General features: G+C 38.8%; 13 protein-coding genes. 11 read left to right on the forward strand and 2 right to left on the reverse strand.

Translation table 11 applies throughout. From position 1 onward, the window contains the following. Positions 1 to 187 precede the first annotated feature (187 nt). From glgB to N784_RS10760, 8 genes are all read left to right on the forward strand, one after another. A complete protein-coding gene (glgB, locus tag N784_RS10725; protein ID WP_084600237.1) occupies positions 188 to 2098 on the forward strand; it encodes a 1,4-alpha-glucan branching protein GlgB in 1911 nt (636 codons plus the stop codon). Next, entirely contained in the window at positions 2095 to 3255 is a 1161-nt protein-coding gene (locus tag N784_RS10730) for a glucose-1-phosphate adenylyltransferase (protein WP_036834809.1), read from the forward strand. Before glgB ends, N784_RS10730 begins: the two co-directional genes overlap by 4 nt. A 15-nt stretch (positions 3256 to 3270) precedes the next feature. Then, positions 3271 to 4377 (forward strand): glucose-1-phosphate adenylyltransferase subunit GlgD, encoded by a 1107-nt coding sequence (gene glgD, locus N784_RS10735; protein ID WP_036834816.1) that lies wholly within the window; start codon positions 3271 to 3273, stop codon positions 4375 to 4377. 100 nt (positions 4378 to 4477) lie between these two features. Next, a complete protein-coding gene (gene glgA, locus N784_RS10740; RefSeq protein ID WP_036834819.1) occupies positions 4478 to 5923 on the forward strand; it encodes a glycogen synthase GlgA in 1446 nt (481 codons plus the stop codon). Positions 5924 to 5948: 25 nt separating this feature from the next. Then, complete coding sequence (locus N784_RS10745; RefSeq protein WP_036834821.1) at positions 5949 to 8390, forward strand: glycogen/starch/alpha-glucan phosphorylase; 2442 nt, start codon at positions 5949 to 5951, stop codon at positions 8388 to 8390. Positions 8391 to 8404: 14 nt separating this feature from the next. Next, positions 8405 to 10321: a glycoside hydrolase family 13 protein gene (locus N784_RS10750; RefSeq protein ID WP_036834824.1), complete on the forward strand. Its 1917-nt coding sequence runs from the start codon at positions 8405 to 8407 to the stop codon at positions 10319 to 10321. 223 nt (positions 10322 to 10544) lie between these two features. Further along, positions 10545 to 11666 carry a CapA family protein gene (locus N784_RS10755; RefSeq protein ID WP_036834825.1) on the forward strand — a complete coding sequence of 374 codons (1122 nt, stop codon included), beginning with the start codon at positions 10545 to 10547 and terminating at the stop codon, positions 11664 to 11666. 139 nt (positions 11667 to 11805) lie between these two features. Beyond that, positions 11806 to 13026: a CHAD domain-containing protein gene (locus tag N784_RS10760; RefSeq protein ID WP_036834826.1), complete on the forward strand. Its 1221-nt coding sequence runs from the start codon at positions 11806 to 11808 to the stop codon at positions 13024 to 13026. Between the two features lie 51 nt (positions 13027 to 13077). Here the strand turns inward: N784_RS10760 and N784_RS10765 are convergent, their stop codons facing one another. Further along, positions 13078 to 13830: a Cof-type HAD-IIB family hydrolase gene (locus N784_RS10765; RefSeq protein ID WP_036834828.1), complete on the reverse strand. Its 753-nt coding sequence runs from the start codon at positions 13828 to 13830 to the stop codon at positions 13078 to 13080. 264 nt (positions 13831 to 14094) lie between these two features. Between N784_RS10765 and N784_RS10770 the strand changes: the two genes are divergently transcribed. After that, positions 14095 to 15516 carry an alkaline phosphatase gene (locus N784_RS10770; protein ID WP_052127268.1) on the forward strand — a complete coding sequence of 474 codons (1422 nt, stop codon included), beginning with the start codon at positions 14095 to 14097 and terminating at the stop codon, positions 15514 to 15516. Positions 15517 to 15758: 242 nt separating this feature from the next. Here the strand turns inward: N784_RS10770 and N784_RS10775 are convergent, their stop codons facing one another. Continuing rightward, entirely contained in the window at positions 15759 to 17150 is a 1392-nt protein-coding gene (locus N784_RS10775; protein ID WP_036834830.1) for a tetratricopeptide repeat protein, read from the reverse strand. 133 nt (positions 17151 to 17283) lie between these two features. Here N784_RS10775 and N784_RS10780 point away from each other — a divergent pair, with 133 nt between their 5' ends. Together N784_RS10780 and N784_RS10785 are read left to right on the forward strand one after the other, a co-directional pair. Continuing rightward, on the forward strand, positions 17284 to 17499 hold the full coding sequence (locus N784_RS10780) for a gamma-glutamyltransferase (protein WP_036834833.1): 216 nt from the start codon (positions 17284 to 17286) through the stop codon (positions 17497 to 17499). 102 nt (positions 17500 to 17601) lie between these two features. Further along, a complete protein-coding gene (locus N784_RS10785; protein WP_036834834.1) occupies positions 17602 to 18840 on the forward strand; it encodes a hypothetical protein in 1239 nt (412 codons plus the stop codon). The last annotated feature ends 10 nt before the right edge of the window (positions 18841 to 18850 follow it).

Genomic DNA, 18850 nt, shown 5'->3' on the forward strand with positions numbered 1-18850 from the left:
AATTCTAACTTTAATTTTTATCTTCAACAAATCTTTGAGTAACAACCATCTATTCGACACGCTATGACACCTGTTATCGGAATTTTGCGAAGGAATTAAATTGTAAGGTTATTCAGATGATTTTATAATGGAATTATCTAGTACTTTAAAACGATGGACATTAAGGAGTGTTGTTGTGGTATTGGACATGGCGTTGGAACATGACATTTATTTATTTCATCAAGGGAATCTTCGTTACAGTTATAAGTTAATGGGAGCACATCTATCAGAAGAAAATGGTTTGCAAGGAGTACGGTTTACTGTGTGGGCTCCTAATGCAGTTCAAATAAGTGTTGTTGGCTTATTTAACGAGTGGGATGGACGATGTCACCCAATGAGGAAAGTGAACGATAACGGAATATGGTCTACGTTTATCCCGGGTCTAGACCGAGGGTGCCTCTACAAGTATGAAGTGTTAACGAAACACGGACATATTATGTTGAAATCCGATCCTTATGCTTTTTCCAGTGAGTTACGTCCTAATACTGCTTCCGTTGTTGATCCACTTCAGTATTACGACTGGAAAGATGATGATTGGATGCTTCGAAGAGAGAATAGGAATATGTATGAGTCTCCGATGTCTATTTACGAGCTTCATTTAGGATCATGGAAATATATTGAGACAGAAGTGTTTTATACATATCGTGAGTATGCGGATATGGTGATACCTTATGTGAAAGAAATGGGCTACACGCACATCGAACTGTTGCCGTTAACAGAGCACCCATTTGATCGCTCTTGGGGTTATCAGGCTACCGGGTATTATAGCGTGACTTCTCGTTATGGTTCGCCTGATGATTTACGCTATTTTGTAGATCAATGCCACCAAAACGGAATTGGTGTTATTTTAGATTGGGTACCTGGTCACTTTTGTAAAGACCAGCATGGCTTACGTAGATTTGATGGAGAGCCATTATATGAATACGCGAATCCGGCTAAAGCAGAAAAGACGCAGTGGGGAACGTTGACATTTGATTTTGGGAGAAACGAAGTGCAAAGCTTTCTTATTTCAAATGCCATTTATTGGTTGAAAGAATACCATATCGACGGGTTGCGAGTAGATGCTGTTGCAAGTATGCTATATCTCGATTTCGGTAAAGAAGATAGCAATGATTGGGAACCAAATGAGTATGGAGGCCGAGAAAACCTAGAAGCTGTTGCCTTCATTAAGAAGATGAACGAAGCAATATTTGAAGAAGTGCCAGATGTGTTAATGATGGCAGAAGAGTCAACTGCGTGGCCGTTAGTAAGTGCGCCTACTTATCTTGGAGGCCTCGGGTTTAATTATAAATGGAATATGGGTTGGATGAATGACATGTTGAAATACATGGAAATGGACCCTGTTCACAGGAAGTATCATCACAATTTAATTACCTTCTCTTTGTTTTATGCATTTTCCGAGAATTTCGTACTACCGATTTCTCATGATGAAGTTGTGCATGGTAAGAAATCGCTATTAAATAAAATGCCAGGGGACTATTGGCAGAAATTCGCGAACCTACGTGCTTTTCTTGCTTATATGTATGCACATCCTGGCAAGAAACTATTATTTATGGGGAGTGAGTTTGGGCAGTTTGATGAATGGAAGGATCTCGAAGATTTAGATTGGGAGCTGTTAGAGTATGATTCCCATGCTTCTACGCAACAGTATATGAAACAACTGCACCATTTGTATCATGATCACCCAGCATTGTGGGAGCTAGACCATGATGAGAAAGGATTTGAATGGATTGATGCTAATAATTATGAGCAAAGTATCATCTCCTTCATTCGAAGTAGTCGCTATGCTCATGATCAATTAGTCGTAGTGTGTAATTTCACCCCTAACGTTTACCACGATTATAAAATTGGGGTGCCGCAAGCAGGTGTTTATGAGGAAGTATTCTCAAGTGATGCAACTGATTTCGGTGGGTCTGGTCAAACGAATGGTTTAGATTTAACAACGTGTGATGCACCTTGGCAAAGTCAACAGCAACATATCACAATGACGATTCCACCGTTAGCCGTTAGTTTTTTGAAACGAGTATCTGCAACTACTGTTAGGGAGGGCAACGTATGAGACGTAAAGAGTGTGTAGCTATGCTTTTAGCTGGTGGACAAGGGACAAGATTGAAATCGTTAACGAAGAAAATTGCTAAACCAGCCGTGTTTTTTGGTGGTAAATACCGGATTATCGACTTCCCTCTGAGTAACTGTACAAACTCAGGTATTAATACAGTCGGAGTGTTAACGCAATATGAACCGTTAATTCTTCATGATTATATTGGCATCGGTTCTTCTTGGGATTTAGATCGTAAGTATGGTGGGGTATCTGTGCTGCCTCCATTCATGCAGTCTGATGGTGGAGACTGGTATAACGGTACAGCAGATGCTATATACCGTAATATTCAATTCCTTGATCAGTACAATCCAGAGCACGTCCTTATTCTGTCTGGAGATCACATTTACAAGATGGATTATGATGCGATGTTGCAATATCACAAGTCCGAGGAAGCAGATGTCACCATTTCTGTCATTGAAGTGCCGTGGAATGAAGCAAGTCGTTTCGGCATTATGAATACGAATGAGGAAGGGCGTATAACCGAATTTGAGGAGAAGCCGCCATACCCATCTAGTAATCTAGCTTCTATGGGCGTTTATATATTTAAGTGGGATTATTTGAAACAGTATTTAATCGCAGATGCCGCAGATGAACAATCTTGCCATGATTTTGGGAAAGACGTTATTCCGAAGTTTCTTGCCGATGGAAACAAGATGATGGCTTATACATTCCAAGGCTATTGGAAAGATGTTGGTACGATTGAGAGCTTATGGGAAGCGAATATGGATTTATTAGAAGATCAACCGGAACTGAATTTAAATGATTATTCTTGGCAAATCTATTCGAAAAATCCGAATCAACCTGCACAATATATTGCTCCACATGCTAACGTGCACAACGCGTTAATAAACGAAGGCTGTCGTGTATACGGCTCTGTAGATACATCGGTAGTCTTTTACGGAGTACACATGGATGAAGGGTCTAGTATGAAAGATTCCGTCATTATGCCAAATGTTCGCATTGGCAAAAACGTGAAAATATATCGTTCTATTATAGCGGAAGGTAGTGTAATTGAAGATAATGCGGTTATTGGAGACCCATCCCCAAATAGCCAAATTACACTTATTGCAGAAGAGGGAAGTTTTTTAGCAAAGAGCTATGCTATGACTAAGTAAATGAGGGGAGATTTCATGGATCGTATCGCAGGTATTATAAACTTGGATCATGAACAGGATTTATTAGAAGAGTTAACGTACTTCCGGTGTGGCGCGGCTGTTCCGTTTGCAGGTCGCTATCGAATGATTGATTTTACATTATCGAATATGACCAACTCTCGGATAGAATCAATCGCTGTGTTTACGAGAAGTAAATATCGTTCTTTAATGGATCATTTAGAACAAGGGAAAGCTTGGGATTTAGATCGAAAACGTGGGGGTCTATTTATATTGCCGCCAGATTGGAACGACCCTACAGATATTTCGCGTGGTGATTTGCAGCATTTTCATAACAACATTGATTATGTGCACAGGTCCTACGGTGATTATATGTTAATAACGGGTTCTCAACACATTTGTAACATTGATTATCAAGATGTGTTAGCCGCTCATAAACAGTCAGATGCAGACGTAACGTTGATATATAAACGCGTGGAAATGGTGCAGCCTGAACATCAATTAGCGTCTAAATTATCCATAGATGAGCATAATCGAGTGACAGATATTCACAACAATCAGAAGAGCAACTATGTGTATATGGATATGTATTTAGTGAAAAAAAGCTATTTGTTGGAATTGATAGAAGAAGGAATTGCACATGGGTATGCTCATTTATTCAATGAAGCTATTAAAGCGAAAGTGAATACTACTCACGTTCATGCCTATGAGTATACAGGTGTGCACGCGTTAGTGAATTCTGTAGAAAGCTATTTTCGCAATAGTCGCTCGTTATTAAATCCACAAGAACATGATTTGTTATTTAAGCAGGAGTCACCAGTCTATACGAAAGTGATGAACGAAGCTCCTTCGAAATACTTACAAAGCTCGAATGTGCACAATACACTCGTTGCAAACGGTTGTGTAATAGCTGGGGATGTAGAAGATAGCATTTTATTTCGAGGAGTTCATGTAGGCAAAGGTGCCGTCATTAAGAATTCTGTTATTTTACAAAACTGTGTGATTGAACCCAATGCAGTGCTAGAGAATGTCATCATGGATAAAGACTGTACGATTTCGGAAGGACGTATGTTAATAGGAGCAACGGAAAAGCCGTTTGTACTTGCGAAGCGTAAAGTGATGTAGCATGAAATAGGGCTGTCTAAATAAAGGGATGGACAGCTCTATTTCTTAGGCTAATGATTTTCAAATGGGCATGTATTTTCATTGAAGGAGTGAAACAAAATTGAATGTACTAATGGTTGGTTCAGAGTGTACCCCTTTTGTGAAAACAGGTGGCTTGGCAGATGTATTAGGATCTTTACCCGGAGAACTAAGAGATCAAGGAATAGATGTACGCCTCGTGTTGCCGAAATATGAAAATATGGAAACGGAATGGAAAGAGAAGTTAACGCTAACGAACGTATTAAACGTACAACTAGGCTGGCGCAACCAGTATGCTGGCATTGAATATATCGAGTATAATGGCACGCCTGTTTATTTTATTGATAATGAATATTATTTCAAACGCTCCAACTTGTATGGTTATGGTGATGAAGCGGAACGGTTTGTTTTTTTTAATCGTGCGGTAATGGAGCTTGTCCGTGAGATGGACTGGACGCCAGATGTATTGCATTGTCATGACTGGCAGACAGGTCTAATTCCGCTATTTCTTCATACTCATTACAAAGAAGATCCTATTTTCCAACACATGAAAACCGTTTTCACCATTCATAATTTAAAATATCAAGGTATTTTCCCACAATCGGTGCTGCATGACTTAATGGATTTAGATGAAGGATTGATGGTGGAAAGTGGATTAGAGTTTTTTGGTGAGATTAACTTTATGAAAGGTGCGCTTAACTTCGCGGATTACATTACGACCGTTAGTGAGACGTATGCTGAAGAAATACAAACCGCTTATTATGGAGAGAATCTGGATGGAGTATTGCGGAAGCGTTCGGATCAATTAACGGGTATAGTGAACGGCATTGACGTGAAGAATTATAACCCGTTAAAGGACGAGGCAATTCCATTTCCATACCGCAGTTCATCTGCGAAGAAAGCCCAAAATAAAATGTGGCTTCAAGAAAAATTAGGGTTGCCTGTACGTAGTGATGTACCGATGATTGGTATTGTTTCCCGCTTAGTAGAACAAAAGGGGTTTGACTTAATTGGAAGAGTAATCGATGAACTGCTCTATCATAACGATATTCAAGTCGTTGTTCTTGGTACAGGGGAATACCATTATGAGCAAATGCTGCAATGGGCTCAAGATCGTAATCCGTCGAAAATGTCGACAAATATTATGTTCTCTGAACCTTTTTCCCGCCAAATCTACGCAGCTAGCGATATGTTTTGGATGCCTTCCCGCTTTGAACCTTGTGGAATAGGCCAATTAATTGCATTGCGCTATTTAACAGCTCCTATCGTGAGGGAAACAGGTGGTCTAGTGGATACGGTTCAGTCGTACGATTTTGAAACGCAAGAAGGAAATGGATTCACCTTTACGAATTATAACGCACATGACATGTTATTTACGATGAAAAGGGCCATACAATGTTATGAAGATGCGGATCATTGGAAACAATTAATGAAGAATATGGTGAAGAGTCAATTTTCATGGAAGAATTCTGCACAGCAATATAAGGCGTTGTATCAAACTATAGCTCAAGAGTTTGTAATGCAATAAGAGTATGGCGAATGGAGGGGCAACTTTGTTTAACAATAAAGAGCAATGTAAAGAGGCAATTACGGGCCGGTTAAAAACGCAACTAGGTAAAGGTGTTGAAAAAGCAACAGAACGAGACGTGTACAAAGCTTTATCTTCCTTACTACAATCGGAGATTATGAAGCAGTGGAAAAAGACAAATGATACGTATAGAACGAACAAAGATAAGCAAGTGTATTACTTTTCCATGGAGTTTCTAATGGGGCGTTTATTAGGCAATAATATGTTAAACATGAAAGTAATTGACGTAGTGGATGAAGCTTTAAAAGACTTAGGGTTCTCTCTAACCAATACGGAAGATCAGGAAAAAGATGCAGGGCTAGGAAATGGTGGTCTTGGTCGCTTAGCTGCTTGCTTCCTAGATTCATTAGCCTCTCTCGGAATTGCAGGACATGGTTATGGGATTCGTTATAAGTATGGTATGTTTGATCAACGCATTGTGGACGGTTATCAGGTTGAATTACCGGATCATTGGTTAAATGAAGCCTTTGCGTGGGAAGTGCGAAGGCCAGAAGAAGCGGTGGAAGTCCGTTTTGAAGGTAGAGTGACTTCGAGGGAAAGGGAAGATGGACAGCTCGATTTTCATCACGAAGGTTATGAGACGCTACAAGCTGTACCATACGACGTTCCTGTTGTTGGTTATAATGGGGATACAATTAATACGTTACGTTTATGGTCGGCGGAACCGTCTGATAAGGATATTATGCACTTGGCTCATAAATATCATGATTATAGTCATATGTTAGGCCATCAACGTACGCATGAGTCTATTTCTGATATTTTATATCCAGACGACTCTACATTAGAAGGACAAAAGTTACGCTTGAAGCAAGAATATTTTTTCGTTTCTGCTGGTTTACAAAGTGCCATTAAAAAGTTCGAACAGTTAGATTTATCATGGGATCAATTACCACATAAAGCCGCTTTTCACATTAATGATACACATCCAGCGCTTATTGTGCCTGAATTAATGCGCATATTAATGGATGAGAAACAGCTAAGCTGGAACAAAGCTTGGGATATAACGTTGCGCTCTGTTTCCTATACGAACCATACCATTTTAAGTGAAGCGTTAGAGATGTGGCCAATTGATATGTTCCGTGCCATTTTGCCGAGAATCTTTATGATTATTGAGGAAATTAACAATCGTTTCTGTCATGAATTATGGACGAAGCATCCAGGCGATTATGATCGAATTGGACGTTTAGCCATTATTGCAGATGGCCAAGTGAAAATGGCTCATTTAGCGATTGTCGGTAGTCATAGCATTAATGGCGTAGCTAAATTGCATACGGAGATTTTGAAGAAACGAGAGATGAAATATTTCTTTGGTACGTTCCCAGAACGATTTAATAATAAGACAAATGGTATTACACATAGACGTTGGTTAATGCATGCGAATAAACCATTATCCAATGTGATAACGGATGTGATTGGCGACGAGTGGAAGAGGCAACCGACACGTTTATTAAATTTATTAAAGTATCAAGAGGACGCCTCGTTGTTAGATAACATTTATAATGTGAAGCAACACAACAAGGAAAGCTTTTCTGATTGGCTTTATAAGCAATCTGGCATAATGGTTGATCCAACGTCGGTATTTGATGTACATATCAAACGTTTGCACGGGTACAAGCGTCAACTGTTAAATGCGCTGCATATTATGTATTTATACAATGAAATGAAAGCGAACCGTACTCCTCAAGTTGCTCCAAGGACATTCTTCTTTGGTGCGAAGGCGGCCCCTAGTTATCATTTCGCTAAAAAAGTCATAAAATTAATTAATACGATTGCTACTGTTGTCAACAATGACCCTGATGTAAACGACCAATTAAAGGTTGTGTTTTTGGAGAATTATAGCGTTTCGATTGCAGAAAAAATTATACCTGCAACGAATGTAAGTGAACAAATTTCGACTGCTAGTAAAGAAGCTTCAGGAACAGGAAATATGAAATTGATGATGAATGGGGCACTTACGCTAGGTACGATGGATGGTGCCAATGTAGAAATTTACGAGCAAGTTGGAGAAGATAATATTTACACGTTTGGTCTTCGTTCGGATGAAGTGTTGAAATATGAGCGAGAAGGTGGCTACGTTGCGAAAAATAGGTACCATCAGGATGAAAGAATTCGCCATACGGTAGACCAATTAATTCATACTAGTCCTTTCTCAGATGATGGAACAGAATTCAAGTTTATTTATGATGCGTTACTTACGTACAACGATGAATATTTTGTCTTGAAAGATTTTAGTGAATATATTGAAAAGCAAAAGATGATGAATCGTGATTATAAAGATGTAAGGCAATGGAGCAAGAAAAGCTTGGTTAACATTGCTCACTCTGGGGCGTTTTCTAGCGATTCTACCATTGAGGCTTATGCAAATGACATTTGGAATGTAAAGCATCAGCAAGTGGTTTTGAAGTAGAAGGAGGATGTTTGGTGAAGCAGCAAGAGATGTATCATAATAGCTTTGAATCTTCATTTAGAGAGCCTTTCGGTGCCGCGCCGAAAGGCTCCATCGTGTCTATCAAAATAGATATTCCCGATCATTATGATGCGCAAGAGGTATTTCTTCATTATATTTATGACCGAACAGAGGAACATCATAAAGTAGAAATGACGCCTTCTAAGCGTGCGCATGATTATCCCACATATGAAGTGACCATATCCATGCCCAATCAACCGCAACTTGTTTGGTATTATTTTGAAGTTGGGGCTAATCAAGGAACTTTGTATTACGGTCGTGTAGATGGGCAAGTAAGTGGTGAAGGAAGGGTGTATACTCATATCCCGCCATCTTGGCAAATTACAGTGTATGACCCATCGTTTACGACACCAAATTGGTGGAAAAACGCTACGATGTATCAAATTTTCCCTGATCGTTTTCACATTGGGAAAGAACCTCTCGTGAACAAAGCGCCGAAATCGAGCCTGCTCCATGCACATTGGGATAATGAGCCTATTTATATTCGAAACGAAGCGGGAGATGTTGTAAGATGGGATTTCTTTGGGGGCAATCTTCAAGGGATTATCGAAAAGCTAGATTATATCGCTTCTTTAGGAGTTCACGTCATTTATTTAAATCCTATTTTCGAAGCAGAGAGTAATCATCGATACGATACAGGTGATTATCATCAAATTGATGGTTTATTAGGTACGAAAGAGGATTTTCAACAGTTGTTGATGGAGGCAAGAAAAAGAGGAATAGAGATGATGCTAGACGGTGTCTTTAGTCATACGGGGAGTAATAGCATTTACTTTAATAGAGAAGGTGCCTATCATAGTACCGGTGCTTATCAATCAAAGCAATCCCCATATTATGAATGGTATACCTTTTATAATTATCCTGATGAATATGAAGCGTGGTGGGGAATTGATACGTTACCGACCGTGAACAAAAATAATCGCTCCTATCAACATTTTATGGTGCATGATGAAGACAGCGTCATCAAAACGTGGCAACGCAACGGGATGAAGCATTGGCGATTAGATGTGGCGGATGAACTAACGGACGATTTTATCCGGCAAATTTATCGCCAACTGAAGAAAGAGAATGAAGATAGCGTTTTATTAGGGGAAGTATGGGAAGATGCCTCGAACAAAACCGCCTATGGACAACGAAGAGACTATTTATTAGGTGGTGTTTTGGACTCGGTAATGAATTATCCTTTACGTAAGTGTATGTTAGATTTTGTGAGTAATCGTATTGATGCGTATGCGCTACACCGTCAGTTGATGACGTTAAAGGAGCATTATCCGAAATCCCATTTTTATTCCACGATGAATTTACTATCTAGTCATGATGTTGCACGCATTCAAACGGTACTCGATAGCTATTTACCTGAGACAATGACGGAAGAAGATCGGCAAATGCGGTTGCAAAAACAAGTAAAAGCGTTAAGTCTTTGGTTGTATGCTTTTCCAGGTGTTCCTTCTTTGTATTACGGTGATGAAGCAGGTGTAACAGGCGGAGAAGATCCGGAAAACCGTAAGACGTATCCATGGGGAGCAGAAAATCAAGAGCTAGTAGCTTGGTATCGACAGTTAGGTGCTTTACGTAATGATTATCACGTGTTACGTACTGGGAGTTGGATTTCAAGGGCAATTGATTCAGATATATATGGGTTTGAACGCCGTATTGATTATGAGCAAGATGAATTTGGTCAAGAAGCTAACAATGATCATCTTGTTTATGTGTTCAATCGTCATGTGCAAACGAAAAAAATCACTTTCCCACTTCGAGATGGAAAGTGGGAGCATGTATTAACGAAACAAGTTTTTTCAACCATTGATGGAGCAATCACGTTGTCATTAAGCCCTGGTGAAGGTGCTTTACTCCGATATATATTGCTCTAAAGCTTGAAGATAAACACCTTCAAGCTTTTTTAAATGATTATTTTTACAAGGCGTTGTAATCGTTAGTACGGAAGAGGTGAAGTTTCTTTCATGAATTTTGAAATGGATTTAATTATATTTACTTAGTGCTGATGAAATGGTATTTTTAGTTTGTGGTGGTTATCGGTAAATATACCTATAACCATCGACTATTGCACATAGATAGATTAGCGGGGAGATACATATGAAAATAAAATCTATAAGCTTTGTAGTGGTGTTATTGCTATTTCTTACTAGTTGTGGCACATCAGAGAGTGAGGAGCCATTGCATGTAAGCAATCAATCTTATTCTGCTACGGATAAAGAGGAGATGAGTTACACGTATGCTTCTTCAGCAACGTTATCAGCAATTGGTGATATACTCATTCATGATTCTTTGTATAAGGATGCTCGAACGGCTAATGGGTATGATTTTAAGCCAATGTTTGCGCCTGTGAAACCGTATTTAAATAAGGCGGACATAACATTTGCAAATTCGGAAAGTATGATTGGAGGTAGTGAGATAGGATTATCTTCTTATCCTTCCTTTAACAGTCCGTATGAAGTGGGAGATGCGCTTGCTGATGCTGGTGTGGACGTAGTATCTATGGCGAACAACCATACATTAGACCGAGGCGAACAAGCGATAGAGAATGCGCTTACTTATTGGGACAAGCTTGGAATAGAACATGCTGGGTCTTATTTATCAGAAGAGGAACAGAAGGAAATAACAACGATTACAAAGAATAACATCACCTTTTCGTTTTTAGCTTATACGTATGGAACGAATGGTATACCAGTGCCGGATGGTAAAGAATACTTGGTTAACCTTATGGATCGATCATTAATGGAAGAAGATATCGAGAAAGCAAGAAAAGTGTCAGATGTTGTTGTGGTTAGCTTACATTTTGGGGATGAGTACGTACGTTTTCCAGATGAAAAACAACAGGATGTAGCTCGTTTTGCAGCTAACAATGGAGCGGATATCATTTTAGGTCATCATACCCATGTATTGCAGCCACCAGAATGGATTGAAACAGAAGATGATCGCAAGGCTTTTGTCGTTTATTCCCTTGGTAATTTCATTTCAGGGCAAGATAAGCATCACCGAAGAATAGGTGGAGTCATGAATATAGAAGTAGTAAAACAAACGGATGCAAAAGGCTCTTCGATAGAGCTGCAAAATTCATCTTTTGTTCCTACATATACAAAGTATACGAATTTCCGTAACTATGAAGTCGTCCCTTTAAAGCAATACAATGAGACATACTACAAGGAAACGAAAGAGCATATGTCGACATACATGACGGATATTCAGTTTCCTTAATATTTCAAAACGCTGTTTGTAACGGACAGCGTTTTTTTTTGTGGTATAGCAGGGATTAGCAATTCGTTATCTAATTATACAAATAAGGAAAGTTAACGACGGTGTCTGATTAATGAATAATCTTTGGCGAGGTGAATAGATGGATAGTGCATTAGTTACGGTGACGTTAGACAGAATGGGACGCATTATTGTACCAAAGAAAACGCGGGATGCTCTACGGTTAGCAAATCAACACTTGCTCGTTGAATATTCTAAGGATAATAAAGGCATTATTCTTTTAAAAGCGGAAAAAGGTATTAATCAAAAGACGAAAACAATAGATGGGGATGGGAGGTTTCTTATTCCAGCATCATTCCGTCACTCCTTGCAATGGGGAAGTGGTATGAATTTAGAGTTGTATAGTTGGGAAGATAAACTAATTGTTTCTGAAGGTGCGGATCGTTGTAACATTTGTAAGTCACGGAATCATTTGTTACTAATAAAGCAACACTTCCTCTGTGAGAACTGTCTATTTGTTGGTACAGAAGCCTTTGTATCGAAATGGAATGCTGATTTAAACAAGTTAGCTCATCAGTATGTGACATATTGTTATAATGCGATTTCGTTTCGGGACACAGAAGATGTACATCAAGCGCGTGTAGTGGGTAGGCGTATCGAAATGATGTTAACTTTTATAGGTGTTGAGGAAGATCATGCGTTACTAGTCGCTATAAAAGAAGCACATAAGCAGTTAGGTAGTGTGCGAGAAAGTGATGTTTTTATCGACTATTTTTATAAACGGTTACAACAAGAAAAGAATCAAGAGTTAGCGCTCGTTTATCGTGCATATATGGAATTGCGTGAAGATAAAAGAAGGAAGCAACAAAAGAAGCTGAAGAAATCGTTACCGACCATTATTACGGATCAATTTCTAGAACAATGGAATGAGTTCACTAAGGAACAACTCCCTACCTACTTACTGTTATTAAATGTGGATAGTCGCTTGTGTGAGTATGAACAGTCCTTTGCTGTAAAAGTAAAAAAATATGAGCAAGAAGTAACCGAAAATGAACATCATTCCAGTATTGCCCTAAATGCATTGCACCATGTGCGCTTAGTGTCAAAGTCATTACGATATATTTATGATTATATTAGTTCTCTGTATGGAGAGCCTTATAAAACGAAAGCAGAAAACTATAAAGAGATTCAAAGCACATTAGGAGTTATTCATGATAGGTATGACTTTTTAAAAGAAATCAAGAATAACAAGAAGAAAGTCGAAGTAAAGAAGAAGCAAATAAAGCTTGTGGAACAACAAATCGTAGAAGAATTACAATCCTTAATCATACAAGTGGATCTTAATCAGCTTAAGCAAATATAAATCGACATGTTTCACGTGAAACATGTCGATTGAATGAAGGAACATCACGAATTATTTTGTTTGTCCATCTAAAATGTGGCGAATCGCCTTCGCAACGCCGTGTTCTTCATTTGTTGCAGTAATCCAATTTGCTTCCTCTTTAACCGTTTGTTGCGCGTTGCCCATAGCTATGCCAAATCCTGATTCACGAATCATGGCGATATCGTTTAAGCTATCCCCAATAGCGGCAACTTGCTTCATGGATATATCCAGCCAACTTGTTACTTTTTTTAATGCGGTTGCTTTATTAATGCCAATCGGATTAATTTCAATATTGGTAGGACTAGAATTGGTTATTTCAAAGGATTTGACAGCTTGGAGGTCGCTCATAACAGCTTCTCTAACATTATCATCCTGAATTTCAAATCCATATTTAATCCAATCGTAATCCTCTAGATTCTTTTCAAAAGGGTTCTCGCTATTAAATCTTCCTTGTACAGTAGAAGACCAAAAGAAGACGTCATGTTTATTCGTAATGTTCCATAATTGGCGAACCTCGTCATGATGTAACGGATTTCTTTCTACAAGCTCCAAGCGTTTATCAAATATTTCTCCCCCATTAATTGTAATGAGAAATTCTGAATCCCCAAGCACTTGAATAATATCCTTGCAGGTAGATAATGAGCGTCCTGTACTAATGACGACATGTATACCTCGCTCTTTCGCTTCGTGAATGGCTTGTTTATTCTGTTCTGATATTTCATGTTGTTGGTTGAGCAGTGTTCCATCCATGTCAATGGCAATTAATTGAATATCTTGATTCATATCATTTACTCCTTTTGTCAAGTTAACAGCACGTGTAACTACTTCTATTGTATTATATCTCTTAGTTTTGTAAAACAATCCGTGCATAAGTTGCTAATAATATATTCAAGAGGGTGTTTCGTCCTATAAATATATTATTTAACAATAACATAATGGGTACTATTGTTTATTTTGTTAAATATGTCCTGTATTTACACTTGTTTAATACTATCTTTACATTTGTGCGTTATTCTGTTGGTGGAATAGTTATTAAGGGGGAGAAATATGTTGAATAAAAATTTTTCTAAGAAAGCTTTGTCGATTGTTGCAGCGACGACGATTGCTTTAACAGGTTTTGGGCAAGTGGCCCCAACTGAGGTAAGTGCAGAGGAGAAGGAAAAGGAAATTAAAAATGTTATTTTCCTAATTGGTGATGGTATGGGCCCTTCTTATACGACAGCTTATCGCTATGTAAAGGATGATCCAGAAACTGTTATGATGGAACCGACTGCTTTTGATCCTCATTTGGTAGGAATGCAAAAAGTTAACCCTGAAGACCCGGAGGAAAACATTACCGACTCTGCAGCTGCTGCGACAGCAATGGCTACTGGAGAGAAAACGTATAACGGTGCGGTAGCGGTTGATAACGACAAATCTGAAATAAAAACAGTGCTGGAACAATCGAAAGAAAATGGAATGGCAACAGGTTTAGTTGCAACATCTCAAATAAACCACGCGACACCAGCTTCATTTGGTGCTCATGATGAGGACCGTGGAAATTATAACGAAATTGCAGATGATTATTACGATCTCTTGATTAATGATGAGCATCAAGTAGATGTGATGCTTGGTGGTGGAACAGATTACTTTGTTCGTGAAGATCGTGATTTGACAGAAGAATTTCAGGCAGATGGCTACAGTTATGTAACGACGAAAGAAGAGTTAATGGCAGATGATAATGAACAAGTACTTGGATTGTTTGCACCGGTTGGATTACCTAAGATGATTGACCGTACAGAGGAAGTACCATCTTTAGAAGAGATGACGACAAGTGCGCTAGATCGTCTAAGTAAAGATGAAGATGGATTCTTTCTTATGGTAGAAGGTAGCCAAATAGATTGGGCTGGACACAGCAATGATATTGTAGGCGCAATGAGCGAAATGGAAGACTTTGAGAAGGCATTTGCAGCTGCAATTGAGTTTGCAGAAGAGGATGGGGAAACATTAGTTGTTACCACTGCTGATCACTCTACTGGGGGGTTAAGTATTGGTGTTGACGGTCCTTATGAATTTGATCCAGAAGCGATTAAAGCTGCGCAGCGTACACCAGAATTTATGGCTGCTGAAATCGAAGAAGGTGGAGATGTAGAGGAAGTATTGAATGAATACACAGAGTTTGATTTGACGAAAGAGGAAATCAAGTCAGTTAAAAAAGCACAGAAGAAATTGAAGAAGGATGAATATGCTGTAACGACAGCTATTTCTACTATATTTAATGAACGTGCTCGTGCTGGTTGGACAACTGGAGGCCACACAGGTGTAGATGTTCCTGTATATGCGTATGGACCTGGTAAAGAACGATTTGCTGGTACGACCGATAACACAGATCAAGCGAATACTATCTTTAGTATCTTAGAAGAGAATGGAGAGAAAGAGCCAGAAGAGAAGAAGAATGGTTTCTTCAATTTCTTTGGTTTATTCAACTAAGTGAAAGCCTCGAGCGAAATGCTTGGGGCTTTTGGGCGAATGGAGCGAGAAATTTGATGCCATGACCGCAGAAAGCGCTCTTCTGAAATGAAAATCAGCTACTCTTCCTATATATTTTGTCGATTTCAATAAAGGTCATTTGAATTGTGAGTTGGATTCAATAAAAATAGTTCCCTTGTCAACTAGGCAAGGGAACTATTTTTATGTGATGGTTTGTTTGAGGACAGTTTTATAAAAGTGAACTATGCTCGCTTAACCATATCTGTATAGAGTTGTTGGTATGCCTTTGCTTCGTGTTCTTTTCCTAATTCCTTGTAGAGCTTGGCTAGTTTTTGAACCGGTTTAGGGTTATGTTCATCCAGTTCCATTTCAAAGCTGAAGCATTCAATCGCTTCGTCTAGCTGCTGAAATTCATAGTAAAGTTCACCTAATTGGCCTTGTTTATTAGGATCTTCTTGCAGCAATTGCATCTGATCTATTTTGTTCACGATTGATTGAGCCTTATCCAAATCTCGCATTGGTGTTAACCATTTTTGAATATAGGAAAGGGGGTGTTCTTTTATTAATAAGGTTATTGCTTTGCTTAATAGCGATTCAGCTTGGATTGGTACGATGCTGAATAGCGATGCAATCACGTCGTTTAATTGTTCTATAGACAAGCTACTTTTATTGAAGTCGATATGCTCGATAATAGCATGGAACGCATGTCTTTGCTTTTCAGATAAAGTAAGCTTATGTGTTGCAATAAGGGCAAGTGCTTTTTCAGGTTCATCAAGCTTTACAAAGGTATCAAACAAGTCGTGCTTAAGTTGAGGTAATGCAATGCGAGTGTGGATGTCCTCTAGTATATACATAATTGCTTGACCACTATAATGGTGGTGGATTTGTTCCGAAACATGGGTATACAACTCTGGTGCTTGGTTTGCTTCTAGTTGGTCTATGGAAAGAACGAGTTCGTCTAACCAACGTTCTTGTTTTAAGAATAGCTTGGACAGTTGCTCATATGAACTAGGGGAGTGCCTTTGGTCATAAAGGGCACTTTCTATATAAATGGGGTCTCGTTGAAATAGATCGGCATTCATCTTCTCGTAAAGGGGATCGAATTTCTTAAATTCTAAGTCACCTGCTAATGATCGAACCCAAGTATGTTGAGGGGCAAACGTTTCTAAAAGGCGATAAATACGGTTGCAAGCAAACATTTTGCCGGCACGTCGATCTTCGTAGAACAGGGTTTTGATATATTTAACGAGTTGTTCTTTCTTGATAAAGGATTCAAAAAAAGTAGCAATTAACGCAGTTTCTTGATTCGTGTGCTGATGTTGTAGCTTAGGAAACAGGTCATTGAAGCGGTGGATGGTGTAGTGAGTTGTTTCAGATAAAAGTGTGTCAATAAAAGGGTGTGGGCACTTAAAGCAAATCCCATCTTCATAGGCATTCGCAATAAAGGATTCTGGTTTCATACGTTTTGCCTTCACCATATTCAAGTATTTATTTTTGTAGAAAAACATATAGTACTGCTGTTGCTCGGCGTCGGATAGTTCGATAATTTTACCCTGCTTATATACGAGCATCTGATGAATGTTGAAGGTTTTCTTTTGTTTTTGCTCTTTAACGGTTAACTGTGTTTGAAACATGGAATCCCTCCTATTGATACTTTGAGCGTATCATATTTTCCAACGTTTCGCACGTCTAAAAAGGGAAGCTGTTATACATTGCCAATTGCAGTAGCTTCTGATCATGAGTATGCAACCAATATAGGTGGCAATCATGGAGAAAGGAGGAAGTGCCGTTAATGCTGCAGTTGGGGTGGAGGATGCACTAGGGGTAACTGATTCTTGCGGGTCAGGTATAGGTGATGGAGGAACGATGATGGTATATCCACCGTCTAGAGATCCTATTGTGTACGATTATCGCGTGAAAAACGGGCGAAAAAAGAATGGCTTTTTTGTTCTATATAAAAAACGAGAAAAAAAGAGTAAATAGAAGGAAAACGCCGTATAACAAAGTAGGAATGTTCTTTATAGAGAATTATGCGTTATTTTCGCATTTTTCTTTTTCGGTTTATATAGGTATACTCTTTCTTGGGTGTTCTTTATAAAGAACAACACACTTCATCCTTCTAAAGGGGGGGTCTATCTGGAAAAGCGAAATAATTGGTTAAGAAGAAAGAAAATAAAAGGTAAAGAGAAAATAGTAAAGAGACTAACATTAATTATTGCACTAGGTTCTATAACAATTGGAACAGCAGCTCATTTGGTCACGGAAACGCATAGCTCTTACACGGATAGTTCTAAGACAAGCCCTTCTTTACAAGCATGTGAAGTGTTTCCGAGCTATATTAATGATCAGTGGAAAGAAACTTACAATGCTTTCATCACACTTAAATCCCTGCAGCAAGAACTTCGTCATTTCGTAGCCGAGCCTGAGCAGGAACAGATTCGTACAATTCAAGGCTTAAACACGATGTCCTCGGAAGAACTTACTACATTATCAACGTATTATAACCAGTATATAAACGAAGGAAATGAGCAACTCACTTATTTAAAAGAACTTGATCAATCAATCGAACAAATGAAATTAGCCATGCAAACAGAATCTTTTATAATCGTGAAGCATTTAATCGAACTGTCTTCTTATCCTAGTGACATAGATAAGCAATGTCTTAAGGGAGAGTATGGGGATTATCCGAGTAAAGTTCAATCAGAAATCAAGATGTACGAGTCTTTTGAACAATTACAAATTTCAACTATTGTGCAATATTATGAGAATGTATCTAACGGACAAAGTATTGCAGCACCTAGCATTTACAGTAAAAAAGAGTTACAGGACAAGTTTGATGCCTTGATTGATAGCGAGATCAGCAAGACGAACAGGCAAATGAACAACTTTAGAGTTGCCCTAGAGAAATGGATTAAGCAGGCGGAGAAAAATAAATTAAAAGTCGATGCAGCCATGGAAGAGTATAAGGAACAAGATGACAAAGAAGCACCTTCATCGAATGAGCAACATACCAGGCCGAAAAATGATAACAAAGCACAACAAAAACAGCAAGATGAAAACAATTTAGAAGAAAGCCACGAGCAAGATCATTCTTCAACAGAACAACCAAGTAAACAGGAAGATGATTCGTCGGCACAGAAGGATCATCCAAAGCAGAAAGAGCCGAATAATACAGAGGACAAAGATGCCCAAAAGGAAGAACAAACGAAAAAAGGATCTGAGCAAGAGCAGAAAATGAAAGGCGAGGAGCTTGATCATCCTATGCAAGACGAACAAGCAGAAGAAGCAGAGCAACCCTCAAATGAAACAGCAAAATCAGAATAAATGGAATTCT

This window comes from Pontibacillus litoralis JSM 072002, from assembly GCF_000775615.1.
Classification (GTDB): domain Bacteria; phylum Bacillota; class Bacilli; order Bacillales; family BH030062; genus Pontibacillus; species Pontibacillus litoralis.

Excerpts from the sequence above, each read along its gene's own strand:
- N784_RS10730 (WP_036834809.1), top strand. The coding sequence starts at position 2,095 with ATGAGACGTAAAGAGTGTGTAGCTATGCTTTTAGCTGGTGGACAAGGG.
- glgD (WP_036834816.1), top strand. The coding sequence starts at position 3,271 with ATGGATCGTATCGCAGGTATTATAAACTTGGATCATGAACAGGATTTA.
- N784_RS10780 (WP_036834833.1), top strand. The coding sequence starts at position 17,284 with ATGGAGAAAGGAGGAAGTGCCGTTAATGCTGCAGTTGGGGTGGAGGAT.
- N784_RS10775 (WP_036834830.1), bottom strand. The coding sequence starts at position 17,150 with ATGTTTCAAACACAGTTAACCGTTAAAGAGCAAAAACAAAAGAAAACC.
- N784_RS10770 (WP_052127268.1), top strand. The coding sequence starts at position 14,095 with ATGTTGAATAAAAATTTTTCTAAGAAAGCTTTGTCGATTGTTGCAGCG.
- N784_RS10760 (WP_036834826.1), top strand. The coding sequence starts at position 11,806 with ATGGATAGTGCATTAGTTACGGTGACGTTAGACAGAATGGGACGCATT.
- glgB (WP_084600237.1), top strand. The coding sequence starts at position 188 with ATGGCGTTGGAACATGACATTTATTTATTTCATCAAGGGAATCTTCGT.
- N784_RS10755 (WP_036834825.1), top strand. The coding sequence starts at position 10,545 with ATGAAAATAAAATCTATAAGCTTTGTAGTGGTGTTATTGCTATTTCTT.
- N784_RS10765 (WP_036834828.1), bottom strand. The coding sequence starts at position 13,830 with ATGAATCAAGATATTCAATTAATTGCCATTGACATGGATGGAACACTG.